26 protein-coding genes are annotated in these 23,331 nt (G+C 54.3%); 11 read left to right on the forward strand and 15 right to left on the reverse strand.

Features of this window, described 5'->3' with window-relative positions; translation table 11 throughout:
• The 11 genes from WC598_RS07755 to WC598_RS07805 all read right to left on the reverse strand — a co-directional run bounded on the left by WC598_RS07755 (position 1) and on the right by WC598_RS07805 (position 9,817).
• Positions 1 to 993, reverse strand: a complete 993-nt coding sequence (locus WC598_RS07755; protein WP_372960909.1) for a 5,10-methylenetetrahydromethanopterin reductase — start codon at positions 991 to 993, stop codon at positions 1 to 3.
• 69 nt (positions 994 to 1,062) lie between these two features.
• The gene (locus WC598_RS07760; RefSeq protein WP_372960910.1) at positions 1,063 to 1,797 is read right to left on the reverse strand and encodes an alpha/beta fold hydrolase; all 735 of its coding nucleotides are present in this window, start codon (positions 1,795 to 1,797) and stop codon (positions 1,063 to 1,065) included.
• 4 nt (positions 1,798 to 1,801) lie between these two features.
• Entirely contained in the window at positions 1,802 to 2,569 is a 768-nt protein-coding gene (locus WC598_RS07765; RefSeq protein WP_372960911.1) for a flavodoxin family protein, read from the reverse strand.
• A 118-nt stretch (positions 2,570 to 2,687) separates the two neighbouring features.
• Positions 2,688 to 3,374, reverse strand: a complete 687-nt coding sequence (locus WC598_RS07770) for a TetR/AcrR family transcriptional regulator (protein ID WP_372960912.1) — start codon at positions 3,372 to 3,374, stop codon at positions 2,688 to 2,690.
• Between the two features lie 124 nt (positions 3,375 to 3,498).
• Positions 3,499 to 4,890 (reverse strand): condensation domain-containing protein, encoded by a 1,392-nt coding sequence (locus WC598_RS07775; RefSeq protein WP_372960913.1) that lies wholly within the window; start codon positions 4,888 to 4,890, stop codon positions 3,499 to 3,501.
• Positions 4,891 to 5,564: 674 nt separating this feature from the next.
• Positions 5,565 to 6,386: an archaeosortase A gene (gene artA / locus WC598_RS07780; protein ID WP_372960914.1), complete on the reverse strand. Its 822-nt coding sequence runs from the start codon at positions 6,384 to 6,386 to the stop codon at positions 5,565 to 5,567.
• Positions 6,387 to 6,674: 288 nt separating this feature from the next.
• Positions 6,675 to 7,388, reverse strand: a complete 714-nt coding sequence (locus tag WC598_RS07785) for a hypothetical protein (RefSeq protein WP_372960915.1) — start codon at positions 7,386 to 7,388, stop codon at positions 6,675 to 6,677.
• Positions 7,389 to 7,496: 108 nt separating this feature from the next.
• The gene (locus WC598_RS07790) at positions 7,497 to 7,799 is read right to left on the reverse strand and encodes a hypothetical protein (protein WP_372960916.1); all 303 of its coding nucleotides are present in this window, start codon (positions 7,797 to 7,799) and stop codon (positions 7,497 to 7,499) included.
• A gap of 125 nt (positions 7,800 to 7,924) precedes the next feature.
• Positions 7,925 to 8,158: a hypothetical protein gene (locus WC598_RS07795; RefSeq protein WP_372960917.1), complete on the reverse strand. Its 234-nt coding sequence runs from the start codon at positions 8,156 to 8,158 to the stop codon at positions 7,925 to 7,927.
• A gap of 181 nt (positions 8,159 to 8,339) precedes the next feature.
• Positions 8,340 to 9,116 carry a winged helix-turn-helix transcriptional regulator gene (locus WC598_RS07800; RefSeq protein WP_372960918.1) on the reverse strand — a complete coding sequence of 259 codons (777 nt, stop codon included), beginning with the start codon at positions 9,114 to 9,116 and terminating at the stop codon, positions 8,340 to 8,342.
• Between the two features lie 8 nt (positions 9,117 to 9,124).
• Positions 9,125 to 9,817, reverse strand: a complete 693-nt coding sequence (locus tag WC598_RS07805) for a hypothetical protein (RefSeq protein ID WP_372960919.1) — start codon at positions 9,815 to 9,817, stop codon at positions 9,125 to 9,127.
• Between the two features lie 254 nt (positions 9,818 to 10,071).
• Between WC598_RS07805 and WC598_RS07810 the strand changes: the two genes are divergently transcribed.
• Genes WC598_RS07810 through WC598_RS07820 form a run of 3 tightly spaced genes read left to right on the forward strand, consistent with a single transcriptional unit; the run spans position 10,072 to position 13,575 of the window.
• Positions 10,072 to 10,989, forward strand: a complete 918-nt coding sequence (locus WC598_RS07810; protein WP_372960920.1) for an ABC transporter ATP-binding protein — start codon at positions 10,072 to 10,074, stop codon at positions 10,987 to 10,989.
• A gap of 4 nt (positions 10,990 to 10,993) precedes the next feature.
• Entirely contained in the window at positions 10,994 to 12,103 is a 1,110-nt protein-coding gene (locus WC598_RS07815) for an ABC transporter permease (protein WP_372960921.1), read from the forward strand.
• Positions 12,100 to 13,575, forward strand: a complete 1,476-nt coding sequence (locus tag WC598_RS07820; RefSeq protein ID WP_372960922.1) for an NEW3 domain-containing protein — start codon at positions 12,100 to 12,102, stop codon at positions 13,573 to 13,575. The genes WC598_RS07815 and WC598_RS07820 overlap by 4 nt, the downstream gene beginning before the upstream one ends.
• A 53-nt stretch (positions 13,576 to 13,628) precedes the next feature.
• On the opposite strand, the gene WC598_RS07825 is transcribed toward WC598_RS07820, so the two are convergent.
• The gene (locus tag WC598_RS07825) at positions 13,629 to 14,495 is read right to left on the reverse strand and encodes a hypothetical protein (protein WP_372960923.1); all 867 of its coding nucleotides are present in this window, start codon (positions 14,493 to 14,495) and stop codon (positions 13,629 to 13,631) included.
• A 110-nt stretch (positions 14,496 to 14,605) separates the two neighbouring features.
• Here WC598_RS07825 and WC598_RS07830 point away from each other — a divergent pair, with 110 nt between their 5' ends.
• Positions 14,606 to 15,349 (forward strand): MBL fold metallo-hydrolase, encoded by a 744-nt coding sequence (locus tag WC598_RS07830; RefSeq protein ID WP_372960924.1) that lies wholly within the window; start codon positions 14,606 to 14,608, stop codon positions 15,347 to 15,349.
• A gap of 7 nt (positions 15,350 to 15,356) precedes the next feature.
• Here the strand turns inward: WC598_RS07830 and WC598_RS07835 are convergent, their stop codons facing one another.
• Positions 15,357 to 15,932, reverse strand: coding sequence for a flavodoxin family protein (locus WC598_RS07835; RefSeq protein ID WP_372960938.1), 576 nt, complete (start codon positions 15,930 to 15,932; stop codon positions 15,357 to 15,359).
• Between the two features lie 126 nt (positions 15,933 to 16,058).
• On the opposite strand from WC598_RS07835, the gene WC598_RS07840 reads away from it, so the two are divergent.
• Positions 16,059 to 17,663, forward strand: a complete 1,605-nt coding sequence (locus tag WC598_RS07840) for a DEAD/DEAH box helicase (protein WP_372960925.1) — start codon at positions 16,059 to 16,061, stop codon at positions 17,661 to 17,663.
• Positions 17,664 to 17,866: 203 nt separating this feature from the next.
• Here WC598_RS07840 and WC598_RS07845 read toward each other — a convergent pair whose 3' ends face one another.
• Positions 17,867 to 18,427 carry an HdeD family acid-resistance protein gene (locus WC598_RS07845; RefSeq protein WP_372960926.1) on the reverse strand — a complete coding sequence of 187 codons (561 nt, stop codon included), beginning with the start codon at positions 18,425 to 18,427 and terminating at the stop codon, positions 17,867 to 17,869.
• Between the two features lie 177 nt (positions 18,428 to 18,604).
• On the opposite strand from WC598_RS07845, the gene WC598_RS07850 reads away from it, so the two are divergent.
• The 3 genes from WC598_RS07850 (at position 18,605) to WC598_RS07860 (ending at position 19,714) form a co-directional block, all read left to right on the forward strand.
• On the forward strand, positions 18,605 to 19,105 hold the full coding sequence (locus WC598_RS07850; RefSeq protein ID WP_372960927.1) for a hypothetical protein: 501 nt from the start codon (positions 18,605 to 18,607) through the stop codon (positions 19,103 to 19,105).
• 167 nt (positions 19,106 to 19,272) lie between these two features.
• Entirely contained in the window at positions 19,273 to 19,404 is a 132-nt protein-coding gene (locus tag WC598_RS07855; RefSeq protein ID WP_372960939.1) for a PGF-pre-PGF domain-containing protein, read from the forward strand.
• 13 nt (positions 19,405 to 19,417) lie between these two features.
• Entirely contained in the window at positions 19,418 to 19,714 is a 297-nt protein-coding gene (locus WC598_RS07860) for a hypothetical protein (protein ID WP_372960928.1), read from the forward strand.
• A gap of 146 nt (positions 19,715 to 19,860) precedes the next feature.
• On the opposite strand, the gene WC598_RS07865 is transcribed toward WC598_RS07860, so the two are convergent.
• A complete protein-coding gene (locus WC598_RS07865) occupies positions 19,861 to 20,046 on the reverse strand; it encodes a hypothetical protein (protein ID WP_372960929.1) in 186 nt (61 codons plus the stop codon).
• Between the two features lie 186 nt (positions 20,047 to 20,232).
• On the opposite strand from WC598_RS07865, the gene WC598_RS07870 reads away from it, so the two are divergent.
• The 3 genes from WC598_RS07870 (at position 20,233) to WC598_RS07880 (ending at position 23,327) form a co-directional block, all read left to right on the forward strand.
• Positions 20,233 to 22,008: an MFS transporter gene (locus WC598_RS07870; protein ID WP_372960930.1), complete on the forward strand. Its 1,776-nt coding sequence runs from the start codon at positions 20,233 to 20,235 to the stop codon at positions 22,006 to 22,008.
• 32 nt (positions 22,009 to 22,040) lie between these two features.
• The gene (locus WC598_RS07875; RefSeq protein ID WP_372960931.1) at positions 22,041 to 22,472 is read left to right on the forward strand and encodes a universal stress protein; all 432 of its coding nucleotides are present in this window, start codon (positions 22,041 to 22,043) and stop codon (positions 22,470 to 22,472) included.
• A 156-nt stretch (positions 22,473 to 22,628) separates the two neighbouring features.
• On the forward strand, positions 22,629 to 23,327 hold the full coding sequence (locus WC598_RS07880; protein ID WP_372960932.1) for a YkgJ family cysteine cluster protein: 699 nt from the start codon (positions 22,629 to 22,631) through the stop codon (positions 23,325 to 23,327).
• Positions 23,328 to 23,331: the final 4 nt, after the last annotated feature.

Here is a 23,331-nt window from a genome sequence, read left to right on the forward strand (position 1 = left end):
TTACACAATATACTTGCCTAGGAGCCGGATGGAATTCACCATATCCGAACCAAGCGGCGAACCGAAGATGATCTGGGTGACTCCGGCCTTTGCAAGATCTTCACACTTCTGCTTCACGATCTCCGGTGTTCCGGCAAGCGTGAACGCATCAATCTCCTTGTCGCCCACAAGTTCAGTAACTGTCCTGAAGTCAAACCTTGCGAGCGCTTCTCTGATGCCGGCAACATTTTTCAGGTCGAGCCCGTGGCGGGCCAGCAACTCCGGGGGTGAGCCGGCAGCGATAAAACCGGCCGGGATCTTTGCAGCATTCCGGGCCTTCTTTATGTCGCGGTCAATCGACATCGCAGTATAGGCCCCGACATCGAAGGATTTCCGGCCAACTGCATCACACGCCTTCCGGATGATCGGGATGGCGATCCCGAAGTCTTTGGGGTTGGACGCGTTGATCAGTGCACCGTCGCCAGCCTTTCCGGCCAGTTCCAGGACTTTTGGTCCCTGTGCCCCCACGTACACGGGAATCCCCTTTTTGCCGGGAAGCGTGACACCGGTCATCTTTGCGCCATCATAGTCGAAGTACTTCAAACCGGATCGTTTCACTTCCTCACCGGCACAAAGCCTGCGGATCTGCAGGATTGCTTCTTCGAGACGGGCAACCGGCTTTTCAGGCTGGATCGCCAGCTTTGGCAGCGTTGAGAGATCGCCCGGCCCGATACCGAGAACGGCCCTGCCATTGGAGATCTCGTTGAGCGTGCAGGCAAAGGATGCCATCGCAGCCGGTGTATCGGTAAATGCGTTCATAATCCCCGGGCCGATCTTCAGGGTTGTCGTTGCCTGCGCAATCGCTGCAAGCACCGGGTAACAGTGCCGGTTGTTGTAGTGGTTCGTTATCCAGGCAAAGTCTATGTCTTTGGACTCAGCGAGCCTGCACAGGTTCACAGCCTGCTTTACATTCACATTCGCGTTTGGTACAAATTCAATTCCATAGGTTGTCATGAGGTTCACCATTGAGGATTGCATACAGGGGTCGCAACCGGTGTTCATCCCCCTGCCGCAATCTGTTAATTATCCCGTCTGCCTCCCGTCGACTTCAGCCATAAACGCAACCGCCGGATTGATCAGCAGGAACGGATCCTCGCTTGCGAAAAAGTGGGTGCCCTCAACCATGACCAGTTTTGCACCCGGAATACCAGACACCAGTTCGTCGGTATATTTCCCCGGCCCGACAATTGCGTCCTTTGTTCCATTGATGATAATGGTCGGGGCCCGGATCTTCCCGAGCCACTCGCGGCTGTCGAATGCCATATGGGCATCGAACTGCCGGAGTGCAGATGCAGATGTAGGCGGGTATGCGCTTATCTTATCAAAAAAATGCGGGTCCCGCATCCGGAACCGGGTGCTCAGTACCAGCAGTCCCTTGAGGATACTCAGGGATTGCCGGGCAGCAGCGACATGCAGGACCAGGCTTGTTACCCGGGCCGGGTATTTTATTGCGATTGCCTGTGCGATCCGTGACCCCATCGAGGCGCCGAGAATATGAGCCCGGCTGATGCCCAGTGCATCCATGAGGCCCACGGTATCATCAGCCATCATTTCAATGGTATACGGTATATCCGGCTTATCCGTTCTCCCGGCGCCACGGGTATCGAGAGCTAGCACCTTGTATTTTTTCGATAGTGCGGGAATCGTGGTCTTCCACCCGGAAAGATCGCTCCAGATCCCGGCAATGAGGATGATTGGCTCTCCTTCGCCATGGATCTCGTAATACATGTCGATATCGTTCACTTTCTGCAGGGGCATGAGATCACCGGCAGACGGTATCCTTGTGTGACAGGCCGGGGTGTCTGCATTCCTCCCGCAGAGACTGGACATGCCGGTTGAAGATCCGCACATAATCTTCCTGCGACAGGATCTCCCGACTGACACGATCGAGTTTCTGCTGTGAGATCGAACCCACCCTGACGAGATCCCAGCCGGTTTCTTTGGCGGTGTCAAGGATCTCGCTGACTGCTTTCTCCGCTGCAAAGGGTGGTTTCATGGCACACCCGTGGGGCCTCAGGAGAGCTCCGGCATACTCGGCGGAAAGGCAACTCATGCCCGTCACCATGGCCCGGACATGCACGAGCACCGGGTCAAACGTATCGTGTTCCCAGCGCGTGCTGCCGGAAACCAGTACTACCCTGCGCCGCCGTATGGTTTCATATCGGGGCGGATGGTGGAAGCAGGTATCCGATACCTCGAAAAACGGTTCCTTTACCGGGGTCAGGCGGTCGAGAAAAATTTTCATCGGGCCGGTCAGTCCTTCCCAGCAGACAGGGGATGCCAGTACCAGAACATCTGTTGCAGAATAAGACCGGATAAGCTTAGCCATATCATCGTTCTGCATGCAAACCCCCGGGTTCACAATCTGGCAGCTGAGATCTCCCCGGCAGGGATTGATCGTCATATCGTTCGTGTCAAAAAGTTCTACCTCTGCTCCTGCGTCACGCATCCCGTCAAGGAATGCGGTGAGGATCATTGAGGTGTTCTCCTGATCCCCCGGGGGGCTTGCGTTGATTGCTAATACTTTCATGATCATTTCCTCATTTTTTAAAAACTCATATTTTCTTTCGAGTTTCGTCCTGAGCTGACAGAAACCAGACAGCTTCCGCTCCTGGTCACTGCCACATTACAGCAATGGTAAAATCTGTTCAGATCTTCTGCTTTTTCGCAGGTTTCTTTTCTTTTCCGTTCTCCTCCGGATATGGCCGTGCATCAATGGATTTGCTCATGAACCGGAGATAATCGGCAACAAACTGATCGTAGGTTATTCCTCCCTGTTCCAGCACATTCCGCCAGTCAGGGCTGAGGCATACGATACTCGTTGATGTCACGCTGATATAGACAGCCATCTCAAGCGGGTCAAGGTCATTCCTGACGCTGCCATCCTCGATACCTTCTTTGAGCACGTCGCGGACCAGGCACAGTTCTTTTCCCAGCAGTTCACGGATTGTCTGTGCCAGGGGATTTTCTTTATTCTGGAACAGTCCCGGCCCGGTTGTACAGAGAAGCCGGAAATAATCCGGGTTCGCCCGGGCAAAATCAAAGAATGCCGCACCGATCTTATGGGACTTCTCCCTGCCACTGATCTTCTGTCCGGTACAGTCATTGTATATTTTATGCAATGTACGGACCTTCCTGAGTACAATAGCAAAGAAGAGCGAGTCCTTGTCTTCGAAGTAGAGATAGAGGGTTGCTTTGTTCAGGCCGACCTTCTTTGCGATCTCTTCCATGGTGACGCTCGTAAAACTCCGGGCAAAGAAGAGTTTCTCCGCGGTATCGAGAATGTACGTGCGCCGCTGCTCCCGTTCTTTCTCGATTAGTTCCTGAAATGACATGGTAATCGCCAGCTGTATAAACCGCGTTTATTGTTATAACTCACGGTTATACATATAACCGGAAGTTAGGATCCCATATTAAGGTTTGGAAAAATCGCGAGGAGATTAGAGTGGTCCTCTCACATCACTCCAGCGCCTTATCGCTTACCTTCTCCGGAAATCCCAGGATTTCAAAGGCCCGGTTCCGGATCCGGATCAGCTCTGCCTCCGGGGAAATCCCGGTTTTAGCCGAAGGATCGACAAACGGCAGGGAAAAGGCCATCCGTCCCCCGGCACCAGCCCCTCCCAGAGACAGCGGACCGAGCTCACTGATCCCTGGCAGGAAGATGAGCCGGTCCAACCGGATACCGCCCGGGGATTCCGGGACATCGATCCTTCCGATATTCGAAGGGACAAAGCCGGGAAGATCCTTCTCGTAATTGCGGTTGAACGAAAAGACAACATTTCCGGTATCCTTCATGAACCGGCGCATGGTATCTGTGCGGGCAAATACTTCCGGAATTGTATCAACATACGGGCCAAATGCGGTGAGGGCATCGATAAAGGAGGGTTCAAACGACGGTATGTCAAGACAGGAGGGGTCCAGGACTTCCACCCGCGAGTGGATTTCCTTATGAAGATCCTTTGCGTTCTCCCAGAATGTTTTTTTCACGGACCAGGAAAACGGGAACTTTACTCCTCCATCGCAGAAGCAGAAGACATTCCCGACAGGGGGGGTCAGCCTTCTCCTCAGGTCGAAAGGAACCATAACCGTCTGCTGGTTTTTCGGAAATTCCCCGACAATATCGGTGCGGGCTGCCAGAAATGCTGCAGAGACTGCCGATCCCACAGTAATCCCATGGCTCCTGCAGGTTGCCAGCAGGTGTGCGGATTCTTCCGGATTAAACTCTAACAGGACAAGACCGGGCTTCCGGGTTTCCCAGTAGCCACGGTACAGGGCAGCATAATCGTCCGCACTGAACCTGTACGGATTCTTTTGCCACTTCCGGTTGCCAAGACCAACAAAGAACCGGACAACAAGCCCCGGCAGGGATATGCCTGGCTTTACCAGATCAAGAACATCCGGTGGATTTATTACCGAGACTTCCTGAGCGGGATCCTCATACAGGATAAGAATATCCCGGACAAGGTTGGCAAGAGCCATGCCGTCGCAGATGCTGTGGTTGCACAAAAGGAGGATGTCGGATACATCCGGGGACTGCAGGAGCACGAACCTGATGAGCGGTCCCCTGTTGATATCGAACGGCACCCGTGCCTCTTCTTTGAGTTCGTCCAGCCACTGGCGATCAGACACTCTTTGAACAATCCTCATCGGGACCGGTGGGACACCTTCAGATGAGAACCATGCCTCGTGCCGTTCATCGAACACGACTTTTACGCGGAGCAGCGGATGCTTCCGGGCTGTAGCATCGAGCGCCTGCCGGAGCCCTGCCGGATCAACAGCGCCTGTGATCCGGGCCGCCATTATGACCGTGTATACCGGTCTCATAAAGAACAGCCGTTCTAACCGGGACATCTTCCGGATACAACCCGGGATATCCGGGTGATCATATATTTTTTCAACGCGGTTTGTTTGGTCCCCGGATTTACCAGGGGTCATTGTGGATTGCATTTTAATTCTCGTATGGTTCTAAATTATTCAGATGCCTATGCTTGGAAGTTCATGGTCCCGGGATGCACAATGTTCCCGACAGCAGCAGTCATCCACGCTTACCGGACAGTCGGGACAGGAGCCCAACGGAGGGGTGATTTCCTGTCAGACGGGAGAGGAAACCAGTACATACGCAGAGGTAAATGGGATCTGGCAGTGAAAAACCCGCCGGAGAAGAAGAAAGCGCAGGTTACACTATACTGCCATCATGTGTGAATGAAGGCATGCTGCGATCTCCGGGCATGAACATCGGGGAGAGATTCCGGTTTTAGGAAATCAAATCTCCCGTTGGTTCAGGGTATTAAAAATACATATCCAGTGGTTATTTTCAAAGATATAAAAATGGGAATGGTTTTTGTCACCCGGTTTTATAATATCACCAGTAATTTCCCAAACTCCGGAAAAATCGCGCAAAAATGAGAGTATGAGGTAATTTTTCCCATCGGTTTTTCCTTTAAGGAACTGAGTCCAGGTTGCTCAGGACCTGCCTGATACCTGCGGGGTCCATGAAGTATCGATATTTTCCCGGCTCATTCCGGTTATAATCCTGCAAACCGGATCAAACCCCGGACTTCAATTGTGTAGAGATGAATCAGATCACGGGCAAAAGTGGCGAGCTGCGGAATGATCCGGAACAATCCGAGAGCAATTACGATGAGAATAACCAGCGAGAACAGTTCAGCAAACACGTTGTGTCCCCAGAAGAAACTCGCGTATCCTGCACCGAACTCAGTGGTTCCGGTAGGGTCCGGGAGAAATGAAAACCACTGATCAGACCATGCAATAAACACAACAACAACCCGGAGAATGTTGAGAAAATAAATCGTTGGAACCACGATGAGGAATGCATATATTCCCTGTTTTATGGAGAGATCCCGGGATCCCGCCGCAACCCCGAGCAGAATCGCTATTGCAGTAATCCCCGTGCAGGTGAGAATGATCTCGGTTGCAAATCCGTTGAGCAGGATAATATTCCATCCTTCGATCTGCACAGGATAACCAAAAGCATGAAGCAGCCAGACTGCCTGTCCGACAACAGCGGAGATCAATGCATCCCGGAATAATGGCATAAACGAGAACGGGACAAAGATAAGCGTGGCAACTGCAGCAGCGCTTGACAGCTGCAATATGGTTTGATCCTCGGCAAGAAGTCGTAGTATAGTGATCGCAAGGAACGGCACGGACATGACTGCAATCGCCGGGTAAAGAAGGTTATCCTGAACCAGATAATCAGGAACTTCCATGAGGAGATTGACCACAACCAGTGTCCACCCGAGAATTGCTGCGTATTTTTTTCCCCGTCCTGCAACAAGGAACAGGACGAACGCAAGAAATGCTGCAAAAATAAGAATTTCTGTCATGATAGTCCTGAATACAATATCCCGCCGGTGCTTTCTTCCAGCACCGGATTTCCGGGTATAGTGGGAGTGGTTCGGGTTTTAATGTTGGCTTTTTTATTCACACACCGATTTGCATATCCGAGAATAATTCAAACATTCATCGATCGAATTGATGGCGATCTTCATTCTTTTTGAGGCCGGTTTATACCCGCACGTTATTCGGGTTACGGATTGATCAGAGGGGCATCTCTTCTGCAGGGGGACATTAAACATACCCATGAACGCCAGGAAACGGAATTCTGCTTCAGGCTAATGACCACCAGCGTCCCGTGGATGGAGTCCGGACAGGGATGGGCTTATCTTTGCATATAGATAGAGACCGAGCATAATGATTCCCGTCACAATCGGGCCGATGAGCACTGTGAAGAATAGAACCAGTATCGTAAGCTCAAGAATGATGAGAGCAAGGGCGCGGTCCGGAGAATGCTCGTCAATGATCCGGGGAATTAAAATGGGAAGCGAGATCTCCAGAGGCAGAAGCGCAAGTATCAGAACTGCCCAGGAGGTACTCCAGGATAGATACCCGGTTACGGCCCCAGAGAGCATTACTGTCGAAAAACAAACTGCTATGAGGATTATCAGGCAGATTAGGAGGCAAATTTCCAACCAGAATATGATCCCAATGATCCCACCCCAAATTTTCCAGTGTAGTGGATCGGAATCACGGATCGCGGGATTCACAGGTTTATTTTTCTCATCAAGTGCCGGGATCAGGTACAGTGTTACGAAAATATAGGCAATATTTATGAGAACAATCCCAATGACCACTTGGATAATCTGGAGATTGTCGACACATCTGTTTATAAAAACCTCCGAATTCGCAAACGGGAATGCCGAAACATAATCATACACAATCACCAGCAGGGCACCTAACGTCAGCAATGCAGCGAGACGGGAGATACGGCTTCCCGCCCGGTGCAGTTCCTCACGAATGAATATCGTCCGGCCCATAAGAGATGTCATTATCGGTTCACCTTCGCAAATACCGGAAGTTCGCAGATCTGCCGTCTTGGCACTATCGCGAAAAAGAGTTTTTGGCTTATTAACCGGAAAATGGATCTCTTCACCAGGTCACTCCTTCCGGATATAATAGAGTGGCCATTTTATGTACATTCTCATACCATTGCTCTTCTCCCATGCGAATATGAATATAAGGTAAAATGCACTGAAGGCAATTAAAAATCCGGAGATTAAAGCCGAAGTGGATGTCGGATTCAGTTCTAGAAAATATCCCTGCCTCACGAGGTATAAAAACGCAAAGAACAGGATCCATGCAGCAGCTTCAACAAAGATAATAGAGGACCGGATGCTTCGGGAAATTTCATTCGCAGAGCCGCTGGTTACTACGTCCCTGAAAAATCGCTGTGTTCTCACGAGATCAATTCCACCCAGGATTGCCGCGGGGATTATACCCATAAGCGCGAAAGCAATCTGGTAACCGCCAAGAGTTACATAAATCCATGTCGCGAAGATAACAACCGGAATTATTAATACGGTAATCAGGATCCTGTACTGGTGATACCATGCAAACTCATAGCGGGTGTTCCGCTGTCTCCGCCCGGAGAATTTACCTGTTCAAAAGGCTGGACGGTAAACCGTCGCATCTGTACCTGCGTCTGCGGGCACCAGCCGAGATATTGTCGTAGTGTGTCGCTGATTTTTACTGACATGTTCGTATCACCATTCCAGACAACAATAGTTCCATTGTTGTGGCAATCATTACCAGTCAACATATGAATGTTGACTATATTAATATAGCGGGTTTTTATTTGAGGATTATACCATTTTTGATGGCAGATTAATGTTCAGCGCAGATACTATCCTTAAGACTTGTATGTTCAGGGCATCAGAATTGCATACATGGTATTCAGCAGAATTCGTGTAAAATATGAGGGTCCTAAAAAAACGGCAGGGTCAGGCATTGCCGGCGATACCCGGGCATTCCTGCACCGGGATTCCGGACGGAGCCCGGATCTGCCGTCCGAGATAGACGGCAACGGCAGCTGGGATCTCATACGCGGTAATGCGGCCTTCGTGCCGGGGGAGAACGAGTTGATCCTCTTCAAGCCGCTTCATGTGCCACGAGACCGAGGGGCCCGAGATGCCAACAGCATCGGCAATATCCTGCCGGGTTACCTGAGGGTGATCGAGCAGGACGCAGAGGATCTTTCTCGTAGTCTCGTTGCGCAGGTGCTTGTGGATACGCTGCTCTTCGGTACTGTACGTCCCGCTGTTCTCGTAGAACCGGACGGTTGCGTTATCCCCACTCACCGCTATCTTGTGGTTGTGCCGCAGAACATTGAGGTGATACCGGAGCGTCCCGAGTTTCATCTGCATCTCTGAGGAGAGGCCCCGCAGGTGGATACCGGGGTTGTGACAAATATACTCGTAGATCCGGGCCCGGGCACCCTGATCGAGAACATTTGCGCCCGAGACCTGCCGGATCCCAAGGGATGCCCAGAGTTTTATCACGAGCAAAAACTCTCCCGGGAGAAGGACCAGCTCGGCAAATATCACCCAGAGCGGCAGGGCCCAGAACGTGACCGGGACAGGAGTGCGGGCCCCGGCATCCGCAGGCAGTGGGCTGTCGTAGCCGGACCGCACAACGTATTCCTGGGCTGACACGCCGGATACGACCAGCAGGAGGAAAAGGAGGGCAGCGAGGAGGGCGGAGGAGGTTAGTTTTCTCATGGCTACCATCACGCGGAATAGGTATTCAGGGAATAGTGAATCCTGTCCTGCAGGCTGCTCTGGACCCGGAAGAACCAGTAGCCGGGTGTCACGTTTTGGCTGCTGGCCACGTCAAGGAAAATTCTGCCGTCTTTCCTGCCATCCGCCACGTCTGTGTAGGGGCCAAACACCGCATCAGGCGCATACACCATGAGGCTGATGTCCTTTGACGGGTCCTTCCAGTCAACATCGATCCACTCGTGCTGTTTTCCCTCGGGAACGAGATCTGCATAATAGTTCGCGGTTGCAGGGACTACCGCGAAATTCACATTATTCACAAGCAGCGGTTCGTCGGTACGTCCCACCGTAACGGTATTGATGAAATAACTGCTCTCAGCCGGGGGTGCTGCGTTCAGGGCAGACGGGGACGAAGTGATCATGAAGTTCTGTGCAGGCAGTGTATCGACAGCCGTTATCGTAACAAAACCGGTACCGGCATTCTCCGAGACCGCATATGCGGGGATCTCGCTGACATCTCCCACCGCATAGGCAACGGCAACCTGTTCCGGAGCCTCCGTTCCGTTGATATTCTTAAGGGTGACCCAGACCTGGCCGGTATGGGATGAGGTTGTTACCTGGCTGATATCCGGCAATGCCAGAACGGGCAGGATGACCAGTACACTCAGGAGAACACAGATCCCCACCGCTACCCGGAAATGCATGTTCATATATCCGGTGCGGGGGATAAATAACATATCTGGCACAAGTGTCTACACATTGCCGGGCGGCAGATATCGGATCGATTCTTAAAAACCCGGAAAACCGGGCGCGGGTCAAAAGAGGTATTTGAATGCTCCGGCACACCCCTTTTCCGGTCCCGGAACCGGTAGAGAACTGTGCGACAACTCCTTTTTAAGCGCATCTCATTCTCTGGTGCATCCGTTCGGCCGGAACCGTTCCGGCCCGGAGTGCTACCATGATACAACTCGAACACCTTTCAAAAGAATACAACGGTGTCAGGGCCGTCAATGACCTGACCGCAGAGATCCCGGACGGGGAGATCTTCGGCCTGCTCGGCCCCAACGGTGCCGGGAAGAGTACCACGATCCTGATGCTCGTGGGACTCATTGAACCCAGTGCCGGGCGGTGCCTGGTGAACGGCCTCGATGTAGCCCGCGACCCGATAACCGTCAAGCAGCAGATCGGGTACATGCCCGAAGATGTGGGGTTCTACCCCTCGCTCAGCGCAGAAGAGAACCTCACGTACTTCGGCAGGCTGTACGGGATGGATATCCGCACCTGCACAAGGCGCTACAGCGAGCTCCTCCCCCTTGTCGGCCTCGATGGGGTAAAAAAGGATGTGGGCGGGTATTCCAAGGGTATGCGCCAGCGGCTCGGTCTCGCAAAAGCCCTGCTTAACGACCCCTCGGTTATCATCCTCGACGAACCGACCGCAAACCTCGACCCGCAGGGAGTGGCCGATTACCGCCAGATCATCCGAAACGTTGCCCGCGAAGGAAAGACCGTTGTCGTCTCCTCCCATATTCTCGAAGAGGTGAGCAGGGTCAGCACCTCAGTCGGCATCCTCTCGGCAGGCCGGCTGGTTGCACAGGGGTCCTGGCAGAACCTGGCCCGCGACATCGCTGCACACTCGCCATGCCATGTGACTATCCATATTGAGACACAGGATCCGATACCGGAATTCAGCCACCCCGACCTCATCAGCATCGCATATGACCATGAACAGCACGGGGCCGTCATCATTGCCCGCTCGGACATCCGCGACGAGGTGGCAGACCACCTTGCAGAGCACGGCGTGCGGCTCCGGGGGCTCTCCCGCGAAGGGCTCTCGCTCGAAGAGACCTTCCTCTCGTACTACCAGGTGGCGGGGTAGAACCATGGCAGGAAAACGATTGTTCACCATTGCCGAGAAGGAGTTCTTCGACCATGTCCGGAGCCGGAAGTTCCTTCTCATCTTCGGCATCCTTCTCGTTGTCGCCATTGTCGGCATGATCGGGGGAATTGCCGAATATAACAAGAGCCTCGACCAGTATAACAAGCATCAGTCAGCGATTCAGTCCCCCCTCAGCAGTTACATGCCGGTCAAGCCGTCTATTCTCTCAGTCTTCTCATCGGTTGCAACGTACCTGGTCTTTGTCGGGGGCGTGCTCGGGATCGCCATGGGATTTGATCTCGTGTCCAAGGAAAAAGAGAGCAAGTCCTTGAAGATCCTTCTCTCCCACCCGGTGTACCGCGATGAGGTGATCAATGGCAAGGCGCTGGGAGGGATCCTGGCACTTGCCGGTGCGCTTGGAGTGGTGCTCTTCATCGCCCTCGCAACCCTGCTCGTGTACGGTATTGTCCCGGACGGGAACGAACTCGTCCTGATCGCGGTCTTTGCCGTTGTCTCGTTCCTGCTGATCTTCTCGTATTTCGCTATCGCCCTCTTCCTATCGACAGCCATGGACGAGAGCGGGTCAGCGCTCATCTATACCATCATCATCTTCATCGTCCTCTCGGTCCTGGTCCCCACGCTTTCCAACAACACGGTGACGGAATTTGTGATAGGCGGGCAGCCGGAACTCCCGCAGGAGCTCCTCGACCAGATGCAGGTGACTCCGAGAAACTCAAGCGAGAACAGCGCAGTCGTATTCTCAACAAAAATCAGCGCTCAGGGCAGCAGCGATGCCTGGGACCGGTTCAATGAACGGATGAACACGTACTGGGAGAAGCGCCAGGCAATGCATGATACGCTCGCCCTCCTCTCCCCCACCATGAACTATGAATCGATCACGTCCTCCATCACGAATGGAATATCCGGAAATACCCTGGTGATGAGCGCCGGATCGGGAATGACCACGAATGCGTTCAGCGTCAGCAGGACGGGAGATGCAGGGATCGGCGACAAACTGGGAAAGATCGCAGCCAATATCATAGCCCTCCTCCTCTTCCCGTCAGTCTTCTTCGGCCTTGCGTACATACGTTTCATGCGGCTTGATGTGCGATGACCCGACCAGATACGAGGAAGCGGGGAGGGACAAGTCCACTCCTCGTTGCGGCCCTCATCCTCCTTGCCGCAGCACTTATCCTGGTCCCCCAGCCGGCCGCAGCAGACCAAACCGCGTCCCCAGACACGAACATCGGGATCACCTGCGACCTGCCCGGCCAGATCATCGAGGCCGGTGAAACCGCGAAATTCAACCTCAGGGTTGTCAATAACGGGCAGGAGAACAACAAGAAGATGTGGGTTGAATCCTTCGACTCCGAGAAACTCGACTGGGAGATCCGGTTCATGGACGGGGAGACCGAGATCAACAAGATCTCCCTGCCCCCAAATGGTTCCAAGACCGTGACCCTTGTCGTTGACACGAGTTCCGATACGCCGGCCGGGGAGTATGCGGTGCGGGTCCATATCGGCGACGGATGGTACTGGGCGTACGTGACCATCTCGAAAACGCACATGGGCGAAAGGGGAACACTCAAGCTCAGTGTTGTCGACAGGGACGGCGAGAAGATCAAGGGTGCAACGGTGATACTGGTACGAACTGCCGACCATATCAGCGTTGATCAGGTTATGAGCACGGCTGACGGTAAGGTATCAGCAGATGTTGAGCCGGGGAAGTATACCCTCAAAATCAGTCGCACCGGTTACAAGGAAGTGGAGAAGAAGGATGTCCGGATCAAGGGCGGCATCACGACCGATGCAGGGACGGTCATGCTCGAAAAGGCCCTGTTCGCAGCAGAGATCACGCTCAACTCCCCGGTCATCACCACCACGGCCGACAAGAAGCCCCGTTATGACCTGACGATCCGCAATCTCGGGAAGAGCGATGATACGTTCCGGCTTGGTTTTGAACACCTCCCGCAGGGATGGTTTGTCCGGTACGAAGCCAAGCTTACCCCGGGAACAGATATCTCGGAGATCTTCATCAAGAGTGGCGAAGAGAAAGCGCTGGTGGTGGAGGCAATCCCCCCGTACGATGTGACAGTTGGCGAATACCGGATCCCGCTCGTCATCGACTCATCGGCTGATTCCTATGCCGAGAACCTGACAGCGAAGATCAAGGGCAGCTACGAGCTCAAAGTGTATGCCGACCAGTACCAGTATTCCGTGAACAAAGGTGACTCCCTCACGTTCACGATACGGATCACAAACGCCGGCAATGCCGGGACCCTGACCAATGTCAGGACCGTCATCTCGGCCCCGGACGGCTGGAATGCGGTAATCTCGCCTGAGACTATCGCCGGCATCCCGACAGGGGAGTCAGCCACGGTGAAGCTCCAGGTCCTTCCCCCGGGAAATATCGTTGCAAGCGAGTACAAGATTTCCGTGAAAGTGAAGTCCGATCAGGCAGAGAAGAGCGATGATTTCCGGGTAACGGTGCGCGAACAGTCGCTGGTCGCAGTCTTCGGGATCGCACTTCTCCTGCTCATTGGAGGCGGCGTGTATTACATGTTCAGGAAATACAGCCGCCGGTAATTTTTTTTACTATAGCCCGGGATCCGGATTCTGTATTTAAAAAAAAAGATTGGTTACAACCTGCGGGCAGCAAGTACCAGCGCTGCAACGCCAAGCGCCCCGATCACGACAACGGGCAGGCTTGTGGATTTCCGGGTCTGGGCAGGTGTCGTAGCCGCTGCCGGGGGAGCGCTCGCTACGGGAAGCGGGATTTCGGCACCGCTGGCTATCATGCCAATCGGCGGCACTACCCTGACGATGTAATCGGAGACAGGCTGGACACCCCCGACGATCCCGGCCCTGTGCTGAGGGCAGGTGTTGGGGAGAGCCTGGCCTTTGACAAAGGTGACCGAGACACTCGAGCCGTCATTCCGGCCATTGAACGTAAGGACCCCGCCGGGAAGCAGCGTTCTGTTCGCTACAACCCGGCCATCGCTTTGGATGACGACAGATGCGGAACCTGCCGTACAGATAGTCCCTGCACAGGTCGTGCAGTCGGGATTCGTATCCAGGACGAGGCTGTAGTTCCCCGCGAGAGGGGTCGGGATTGTTGTGGCATCACCAGCAATATCCGTGACATGTTCTTGGTCAGGGCGCGAGCCGAAGAGTTTTGCCAGGGCGATCCAGGTCTCCCCGGCGCCGCCAAGGCTCGTGGCTACAACCGGATCGCCGGTTTTGAACATAGTAAAAGCGGCCGGGTCCGGTGCGGTCCCGGTCAGGGCCGAGGTGTTCATGGGTGTGAAGGTGCAGACAGGCGAACCGCTGGCCGGGTACGAGCAGCCGTACCGGAGCGGATTCTCAATCGCAACCGTATTTGCAGAAGCGCTCAGCGAGGCGACCGAGCCCTTGAGCGTGACTTCCTGGATCACGGCAGAAGCCGGCAGGGCAATACAACAGGCAAGGAACACAAGGATCAGGGTACAGAAAAGGTATCGGTTCATGGGATGACTCCGTAACAGGGGTTGATCTATCGGAGATCAGCTGGAAACCCTTAAAAATACCACGCACCTGCACCGGGCCTTTTTTCATGGGGAACACCAATCCGGTATACATGCAGGTGACGTTCCTTGGAACCAACGGCTGGTTCGACACCCCCACGGGCAACACGGTCTCGGTCCTCGTGCAGTCGGAAGACTACGATATCCTGTTCGATGCCGGCAACGGGATAGCGAAAGCAGACCAGTACATCTCCCAGAAAAAGCCGGTCTGCCTCTTTCTCAGCCATTTCCATATCGACCATATCGTCGGGCTCCATGCCCTCTGCAAGTTCCGGCTCAGAAAAGGACTCACCATTTACGGCCAGCCAGGAAGTGCCGGGCTCCTTGACCGGTTCGTTGCCGAGCCGTTTACGGTCCCACTCAAGGATCTTCCCTATGCAGTAAGCGTAAAAGAGCTTGCAGCAGGAGAACATGTTCTCCCGTTCAAAGTCACCTGCCTGCCGCTCGTACACCCGGCCCCCTGCTTCGGGTACCGGCTGGAGATTGACGGGAAGATCATAACGTACTGCACCGATACCGGCGTCTGCGACAATGCCGTCGCCCTCGGGCGGGATGCCGACCTGCTCATCACCGAATGCGGCCTCAAAAGCGGGGAGGAGAGTCCCGGCTGGCCCCACCTCAATCCCGAGAATGCGATCGGGATTGCTCGGGATGCCCGGGCAAAGCGGCTTGCCCTGACGCATTTCGGAGCCGGGGTGTATACGACACTCGCCGAGCGCAGGGATATCCAGGAGCGCTTTTCACCCGAATGCCACGGGCTCATTGCAGCTACGGACGGGCTTCAGATCGAAGTGTAAAAAAGAGTTATTCTTCCAGCTTTTTAAGAACCCAGGCCAGGTTCTCGCCCAGCACCTTCATGGTCCTGAGACCTTCCTCATCCTCACTTACATCTCCTGCAGCATGGCCGAGCCCCACATTCCAGTAGGATGAGCCCGGGACCACCATCTGGCTGATGAAGAAGAAGTGGTTCATGGTATCAAACGCGTGAATGGCCCCGCCACGGCGCACGGCTACCACCGCAGCACCGACCTTTCTCCGGAACATGTCATCGTTGGCCTTTGCAACGTAGCCTGCCCGGTCGATCAGGGCCTTCATCTCCGATGAAACATCTGCAAAGTAGGTGGGGGAGGCAAGGATGATCCCATCGGCTTCCAGCATCTTCTCAATGCACTCGTTTGCAACATCCGCTTTGATCGCGCACATCCTGTCCTGCTTCTCAAAACACTTTCCGCACGCGATACAGCCCCGGATCTTCTTTCCTGACAGCTGGACAAGTTCGGTCTTGATCTTCTCCTTCTTGAGGGCACGGAATACCTCGTTCACCAGGATTGCGGTGTTCCCGTCCTTCCGCGCACTGCCGTTGAATGCAACAACCTTCAGGGTCATGATTATCAGTACCCACTCTCCTGTGCCGACATAAATACCCGACGGCCGGTATACCGTGACGGAACCCGATAGTCCTCAGTGCGCCATCTTATGAGCTCGCACACCAAATGGTAATGCGACATGAATTCACGTATACAGTTTTCCGACTTTAACCTGTCAAAGGAAGTCGGGAAAGCCATAGAAGATATGGGCTTCGAAGAGCCCTCGCCTATCCAGGCATTAGCAATCCCCCTCATCCAGGCAGGGCGCGATGTGACCGCCCAGGCCCAGACCGGCACCGGCAAGACTGCGGCGTTCGGTATCCCCGTCATCGAAAAGATTGACCCCACACGAAGATCAGTCCAGGCAATCGTGCTCTGTCCCACTAGGGAACTCTGCATCCAGATAGCCGAAGAGTTCTCAAGTCTCCTCGCTCACATGCCCCGCATCCTTGTGCTGCCGGTCTACGGCGGCCAGCCTATCGAGAGACAGCTCAGGGCGCTCCAGACCGGGGTTCATATCGTTATCGGTACTCCCGGACGAGTCATGGACCACCTCAACCGGCGCACCCTCAAGCTTGACGATGTCGCGACAGTAGTGCTTGATGAGGCCGACCAGATGCTCGACATGGGCTTCCGGGACGATATTGAGATTATCTTAAAAAAGGTCCCCCAGAGCCGGCAGACCCTTCTCTTCTCGGCAACACTCCCTCAGCCTATCATCGAGATTTCCAAGCGCTTCCAGAACAAACCCGAGTTTGTCCGCGTCCAGTACGCAGAGCTCACCGTCCCGCAGATCTCTCAGTCCTATATCGAGGTAAAAGACCGCGAGAAACTCGACGTGCTCTGCCGGCTCATCGATCTTGAAGACCCGCAGCTCGCGATAATCTTCTGCAACACCAAGCGCAGGGCTGAGGAACTTTCAGGGAAAGTCCGGGCCCGCGGGTACCGTGCGGATGAACTGCACGGCGACATGAAACAGTCCCAGCGGGACCGGGTCATGGGCGGGTTCCGCAAGGGATCCATCGACATCCTCATTGCAACCGATGTTGCGGCCCGGGGTATCGATGTCGACGATGTAGACATCGTCATCAACTACGATGTCCCGCAGGATGTCGAGTATTACGTCCACCGTATCGGCAGGACGGGCAGGGCCGGCAAGAGCGGAAAGGCAATCACGTTTGTTGCCCCCCGCGACTTCACCAAGCTCCGCGAGATCATGCACTACGCCAAAGTGCAGATCCCCCGTATCCCGGTGCCATCAGAGAGCGATGTTGCCGCAACCCGTACAAAGGTTATGATCGACCGCGTACACGAGATCATTGCGGCTGGCGGCCTTGAGCAGTATATCCGTATCATCGAGGCGGAGACCGAAGGAGACCTCCAGACAATTGAGATCGCCGCGGCTCTCCTCAAGATCCAGATGGAAGTCGGCAACGAGCCGGCGGCCGAGAAGCGGCCGGAAGTGGACTTTGCTGATACCGGTGCAGAACCGGGCATGGTCAGATTCTTCCTTGGCGTTGGCAGGCAGCACAAGGTTGCTCCCAAAGATATCGTCGGGGCAATTGCCGGCGAAACCGGGATTCCCGGAAAAGCGATCGGTGCAATCCGTATCCTTGATGCCTACTCGTTTGTCGAGGTGCCAAAAGAGCATGCAAACGATGTCTACACCATCATGAAAGAGCGGACAATCCGCAACCAGCCAACCGGGATCGAACCGGCATCAGCGGGCAAGCGGTCGTACTGACCTCCCCTTTTTTCACTTGCGGGAGTCCGCAGGATTCTTAAAAATCAATCTGGATTTTTTTAGCGAGGCTTCGCAGATCCAGAAGAACATCCGTTCATTCCCGACCATCCTTTGAGCGGGAGGGCATATTCCGGCTCACTTTGACCGCCCCCATAAAGGCATGGGGATCAGAAAGGAGTTAAAAGAAAAAAGGGCCTCCGGGCTCATAGGCGCTTTATTACACGGTTTGCTTCAATCTGGCGTTCATTGAGCCCGTGAGAGACCTGCAGGAGTCCAAAGACGAAGAGGTACAGGCCGAGAAGGAGGGCAATGACCTCGAGGGTTGCTGCCGGGTGGATGAGCAGATAGATCCCGACAACGATAGCAAGGATCCCAACGATAGCGATCACGAACCGGACCATGGGTTCAGCAATGATCATCCGGAGTCCGAGAATTGCTTCTCCAATACCGAAGAATATGAGGAAGATCCCAAGCAGGAGACCTGCGGCAACAACAACGATGAGAGTCGCTGCTATCGTGAGGATACCGACAATAACCCCAACGATCCCGAGACAGAGTACCACCCACTTCGATATCCCTTCGTTATCGATGAAGAGGCCCTCGACAAGGAAGATTCCTGATAGAAGGATGATAATAATCCCTGCGATCTGCAGGAAGAACAGGGTTGCTTCGCCAGGGAAGAACAGGAGGATGATTCCTACAAGGGAACAGAGCAATCCCAGCGTAATCATTGATTTCCAGCGGAGATGGTGATGATCGTCCATAGTATCTCGTCGTCCCCATCCCTGATATGCATTTCGAACCAGGCCGGTTTTTCTTTTAAAATAGAAACATGATTTTCCGCCGAACCGGGCGGGAGGACTGGTTTTTCCGGCACAGAGCGCGGGAGATCATATCTCCCTGGCACAACCATCAAATACCTTCATACGCAACCTTCCGGCATGAAAAAGACGATATCCATCTCTGTTGCGCTCATGCTCTGCATGATCCTCGCCCTTTCTGCGGGCTGCACACAACAGCAGGCAGCCCCTCCGGCAACCCCGTCCCCCACACCGGAGATTACGGCAGTAGTAACAACGGCGGCCGTTACCCCCCAGGCAGCCGAAGCTTCCGTAACCCCCGGTCCAACCCAGTCCCTGCCGGATATGTGGAGCATCGAGGTCCAGGTCCAGAGCAATGGCGAATCCATCGACCCCCAGATCATAACAACCTTCCGTGGCGGCAAGGGCCAGAACCTCATCCCCAGGCTGGAGATCAGGGTCACCCGGTCTGACGGCGTTGTCGAGACAGCTTCCATGTCCCAGCCGTTCAAGGTTGGACAGACGGTCACCCTGGCAGGCACACGGAAGAACACGGACCGGGCCGAAGTCTGGGCAATCACCCCCAATGGCGAGAAAGTGAAGATTTACGACCAGTACATCCCGTTCAGGACATTCAACTGATCCTTCTCTTTTTTAAAAATTACCCGGAAGGGACGGAAAAATCCTCCTGCTCAACTCACGCGGGCCAGGATATTCAGCAGTCGCTCCCGATAAAAACCGATTTGCCCGGACTTCAGGCCCCGGAGGGGTAACTGATTTACCAACAGGATTAACCGGAGAATATCGTTCTGATGCGAAATCATAACGGGGCCTGGACGGAACTTCCCACGGTGTTCGATCACCAGACTCCCGATGCATATTACTTCAATGGAAGATCTCCAGGGTTCTCGTATTTTGCCATAACAACCCGGAAAGAATGAATCCGGGAGAAATGTGACAACGGTAGCAACTCTCCCGGCAACTGGGACCGTCATTACACAGGCCTCTGCTATTCCCACATCAGCGCTCCCGTCATTAACCTCCGGTATCGCTGCGGCACCGTTGCCGGCAGTGCAACCGGAGACAAACCATTCGATGGCGGCTCCTGTAGGGGGAACGGGGTCGGGGAGTTTGTTCCTGCCGGTTATTGCGGGGATGACCGGGATTATTATCGTGGTTATTGGGGGGATTTTCCTGCGACGCTGGTGGATCAGGAAGCAGAACATGGCACTCTTCCGGAAGTATGACTGATCCTCACCCGGGAAGATCTTTTTCACCGATAATTTTTGCATGAAACGTGCCGGCTGATGAATGGAAGAGCCGGTATGAGTTTAAAAACGAGCCGGATACCTTGCCGGGTAACGGGCATGAATCCCGCCCGGGTTCATTGAGATACTTCAGAACTCGGCCCGGTCATCCATGCGGGATACGAACAGCGTGATGATGGGGATAATGATCCCCACCGCAATAATCAGATACCCCTGGGGTTCATCCCCGAACGGCGGCATTAAGACAATATAAAGACCATTTGCAATCACAAAGAACCCGATAAAAAAACTCAACACTTTCAGGATGGCCTGCATATGTAATCCCCTCACTCCTTACGGTAAATGTGAAATACAAGTAAAAAGCACTTTGCCTTTGTATACTATCTCACCCCGGGGGTAGTATCTCCTATAAATGGCCGGGTTACCAGAAGTATACGAGCCATCGTATGCTGCCGGAAAAACCGGATGTTATGATATGGATACGGCGATCGGGCGATACTTGTGGACCAGACAAGTCTGACTTCAGGGAAAACCGGTGACAGTCCCGCCGGGAAGGGCGTTCACTACAAGTGGGTAGCCTTATCGAACACCACGATTGCCATGTTCATGGCGGCTGTGAACGGGAGCATCATCTTAATCTCCCTGCCTGCAATCTTCAACGGGATCAATATCAACCCCCTCACCTCGTTCCAGTACCTTCTCTGGATGCTGATGGGATACGGGGTAGTGACGGCAACCCTCCTCCTCAGTTTCGGCCGGCTCTCCGATATTTACGGGAGAGTACGGTTGTACAATATCGGGTTTCTCATCTTCACGATTGGTTCGATCCTCCTTTTTCTCACTCCCGATACCGGTGACGCAGGTGCCATCGAGCTCATCGTCTTCCGCTTAATCCAGGCCGTGGGAGCTGCATTCATATTCTCCAACAGCGCCGCGATTCTGACCGATGCATTTCCACCGGACGAACGGGGAAAAGCACTGGGCCTCAACCAGGTGGCCGCCCTCTCAGGGAGTTTCATCGGGCTCCTGATCGGGGGTATCCTCGCAGTCTACAACTGGAGATACGTTTTTCTTATCAGCGTACCGTTCGGCGTGATTGGCACAATCTGGGCATTCTACCGGCTCAAGGAACCTCAATATGAACGGACCGCTCACTCGCTCGATATCTGGGGCAACATCTCGTTTATCGGCGGCCTGACAATCTTTCTCATAGGGGTAACCTACGCCCTGATGCCCTACGGGAACGACCCGATGGGCTGGGGCGACCCCTGGGTTATTGCATCGCTTGTTGTCGGGCTCCTGCTCCTCTGTGCATTCCCGTTCATTGAGAAGAGGGTCAAAGACCCGATGTTCCAGATGGACCTCTTTAAAATCAGGAGCTTCGCCTACGGAAACGCTGCAAACTTTCTTTCTGCCCTCGCCCGCGGCGGCGTGATGATCATCCTCATTCTGCTCCTGCAGGGTATCTGGCTCCCGCTCCACGGGTACAGTTACGAATCAACGCCGTTCTGGGCGGGCGTCTTCATGCTCCCCATGACGATCGGGTTCGTTATCACGGGGCCACTCTCCGGATTGTTCTCGGACAAGTACGGAGCACGGTGGATCAGCACCCTTGGGATGCTCCTTGTGGGATTTTCGTTCCTGATCCTCGCGGTGCTGCCCTATGACTTCGATTACCTGCCGTTCTCAATTGCACTCCTGATCATGGGAATGGGAAACGGGATGTTCGCCTCGCCAAACGCTGCCGCGATCATGAACTCGGTCCCGGCTTCCGAGCGGGGGGTGACGTCCGGCATGATGTCGACCCTGATGAACTCGGGGATGGTCGTGAGTATGGGCATGTTCTTCACGATAATCGTAGTGGGCCTCACCAGGGAATTCCCCCTTGCCCTGGCCTCGTCCCTGCAGGATATCGGCGCATCCTCGCTCCTCCCGGCCATGAGTGCCATTCCCCCGACAGGAGCACTCTTTGCGGCGTTCCTCGGGTACAATCCAGCCCAGATGATCCTCTCCGGCATCTCGCCGTCAGTGGCAGCATCGATCGCACCGGCAACGGTTGCCACCCTCACCGGGGTCACCTGGTTCCCGACAACGCTTGCCCATGCGTTCATGCCGTCCCTTGCCCTCACATTCTATGCCGGGGCACTCATCTCGTTTGTGGCGGCAGTGCTTTGTGCCATGCGGGGAGACAAATACGTGCATGAAACTGATGGGGAGAACGGGATGAAGGAGCGATCTCCACTGACACCAGCATCCTATAAAAACAACCGGGAATGACAATAAATTACCAACACCAGGAGTAGATCCATATGGCTGAAAAACTGTTTGAGAATATACTTGTTGCAACAGACGGATCTGAGCGGAACACAACAGCGGTACAGGAAGCTGTACGGATCGCCGCAGGAAGCGGGGCAGTCCTCCACGCGGTCTATGTGGTCGACACTGCCACCTACGAAACCGCCTCTGCCGATGTTGTCATGGGGGATACATTCCGCGTGATCCAGGCCGAGGCGGAGGATGCGCTCGCAAAAGTCCGGTCCCTGGCAGGAAATATTGAGGTGAAGACCCGGGTACTCGAAGGCAAACCGGCAAAGGAGATCGTGCATTTTGCAGCAACGGAAAAGATTGATCTGATCGTGATAGGCACGCAGGGAAAGAAGGGTATAGAACGGCTCCTTCTTGGCAGCGTTGCAGAGACAGTCATACGACTTGCCGCGTGCAGGGTCCTTGTTGTAAAATAAAATAGATCGACGAAGGGAGCGGGACTTGCATTTCCTGGGGGAAAGACCCCGGTCGGCACTTCCGGATTGCAATCTTTTGGGAATCCGGATCCTGCCAAAAGAAGGATGAACAGGAACGCCCTATGTTCCTGTACTGGCCTGGTGGTTACCGTTTCCTTGATTCCGATTCCCTACCGAATTGCAGCCCTGACGCAGGAGAGAAACAGCCTTTTTGAATACCCAATCGAACGCCTGGCCGGAATCATCCGGGAGATCGGCTTTTCGTGCACGAACTGCGCGAAGTGCTGCACCCGCTCCTTCAACGGTCATGTCTTCCTCCTCGATCATGATGTGACAACCGTCCGGGAGATCGACCCGGAGGCACTCGAACCGGCGCCGGACCCCGAATTCTGTGACCAGAACGGTACGTTCTACGTCTCCGGGTATGCCCTGAAAGTCAAAGACGACGAGAGCGGCTCCTGTTATTTCCTGGAGAACGGCAGGTGCAGGATTTACAACCGCCGTTTTGCCATCTGCCGGGTGTATCCCTATATGCTTCACCGGGAGCCGGACGAGTACGGCAAGGTAGACTGGCGGCAGTTCTCGGGGCTCGATAACCACGGGGAGTATCATAGGGAAATTTCAGAAGAAGAGGCCCTCACCCTGGCCCGTGAGACCAAGGAGTACGAGAACGCGTTTCTCGCACAGGAAACACAGTTCCTGGAATGCATCCAGAAGTATTTTGCCGGGCACAAGCTCCGCCATGTGCAAAAAGTGTACGATGACCAGATGCGGGCCTTTGGCAAAGGAAAAAAGCTCCGGGTAATGGTTTTTTTTGACGGTACCTTTGAGGAGCACTGGATCTGTAACGGGTAAAATA

This window comes from Methanoregula sp. (assembly GCF_041645475.1).
In the GTDB taxonomy this organism is placed as follows: domain Archaea; phylum Halobacteriota; class Methanomicrobia; order Methanomicrobiales; family Methanospirillaceae; genus Methanoregula.

Bases quoted from the DNA above. Each gene is read 5' to 3' on its own strand.
- WC598_RS07820 (WP_372960922.1), top strand. From the start codon at position 12,100: ATGACCCGACCAGATACGAGGAAGCGGGGAGGGACAAGTCCACTCCTC.
- WC598_RS07815 (WP_372960921.1), top strand. From the start codon at position 10,994: ATGGCAGGAAAACGATTGTTCACCATTGCCGAGAAGGAGTTCTTCGAC.
- WC598_RS07785 (WP_372960915.1), bottom strand. From the start codon at position 7,388: ATGACATCTCTTATGGGCCGGACGATATTCATTCGTGAGGAACTGCAC.
- WC598_RS07775 (WP_372960913.1), bottom strand. From the start codon at position 4,890: ATGTCCCGGTTAGAACGGCTGTTCTTTATGAGACCGGTATACACGGTC.
- WC598_RS07765 (WP_372960911.1), bottom strand. From the start codon at position 2,569: ATGAAAGTATTAGCAATCAACGCAAGCCCCCCGGGGGATCAGGAGAAC.
- WC598_RS07875 (WP_372960931.1), top strand. From the start codon at position 22,041: ATGGCTGAAAAACTGTTTGAGAATATACTTGTTGCAACAGACGGATCT.
- WC598_RS07865 (WP_372960929.1), bottom strand. From the start codon at position 20,046: ATGCAGGCCATCCTGAAAGTGTTGAGTTTTTTTATCGGGTTCTTTGTG.
- artA (WP_372960914.1), bottom strand. From the start codon at position 6,386: ATGACAGAAATTCTTATTTTTGCAGCATTTCTTGCGTTCGTCCTGTTC.
- WC598_RS07770 (WP_372960912.1), bottom strand. From the start codon at position 3,374: ATGTCATTTCAGGAACTAATCGAGAAAGAACGGGAGCAGCGGCGCACG.
- WC598_RS07805 (WP_372960919.1), bottom strand. From the start codon at position 9,817: ATGCATTTCCGGGTAGCGGTGGGGATCTGTGTTCTCCTGAGTGTACTG.
- WC598_RS07810 (WP_372960920.1), top strand. From the start codon at position 10,072: ATGATACAACTCGAACACCTTTCAAAAGAATACAACGGTGTCAGGGCC.
- WC598_RS07755 (WP_372960909.1), bottom strand. From the start codon at position 993: ATGACAACCTATGGAATTGAATTTGTACCAAACGCGAATGTGAATGTA.
- WC598_RS07825 (WP_372960923.1), bottom strand. From the start codon at position 14,495: ATGAACCGATACCTTTTCTGTACCCTGATCCTTGTGTTCCTTGCCTGT.
- WC598_RS07760 (WP_372960910.1), bottom strand. From the start codon at position 1,797: ATGCCCCTGCAGAAAGTGAACGATATCGACATGTATTACGAGATCCAT.
- WC598_RS07800 (WP_372960918.1), bottom strand. From the start codon at position 9,116: ATGAGAAAACTAACCTCCTCCGCCCTCCTCGCTGCCCTCCTTTTCCTC.
- WC598_RS07840 (WP_372960925.1), top strand. From the start codon at position 16,059: ATGAATTCACGTATACAGTTTTCCGACTTTAACCTGTCAAAGGAAGTC.
- WC598_RS07845 (WP_372960926.1), bottom strand. From the start codon at position 18,427: ATGGACGATCATCACCATCTCCGCTGGAAATCAATGATTACGCTGGGA.
- WC598_RS07850 (WP_372960927.1), top strand. From the start codon at position 18,605: ATGAAAAAGACGATATCCATCTCTGTTGCGCTCATGCTCTGCATGATC.
- WC598_RS07795 (WP_372960917.1), bottom strand. From the start codon at position 8,158: ATGTTGACTGGTAATGATTGCCACAACAATGGAACTATTGTTGTCTGG.
- WC598_RS07830 (WP_372960924.1), top strand. From the start codon at position 14,606: ATGCAGGTGACGTTCCTTGGAACCAACGGCTGGTTCGACACCCCCACG.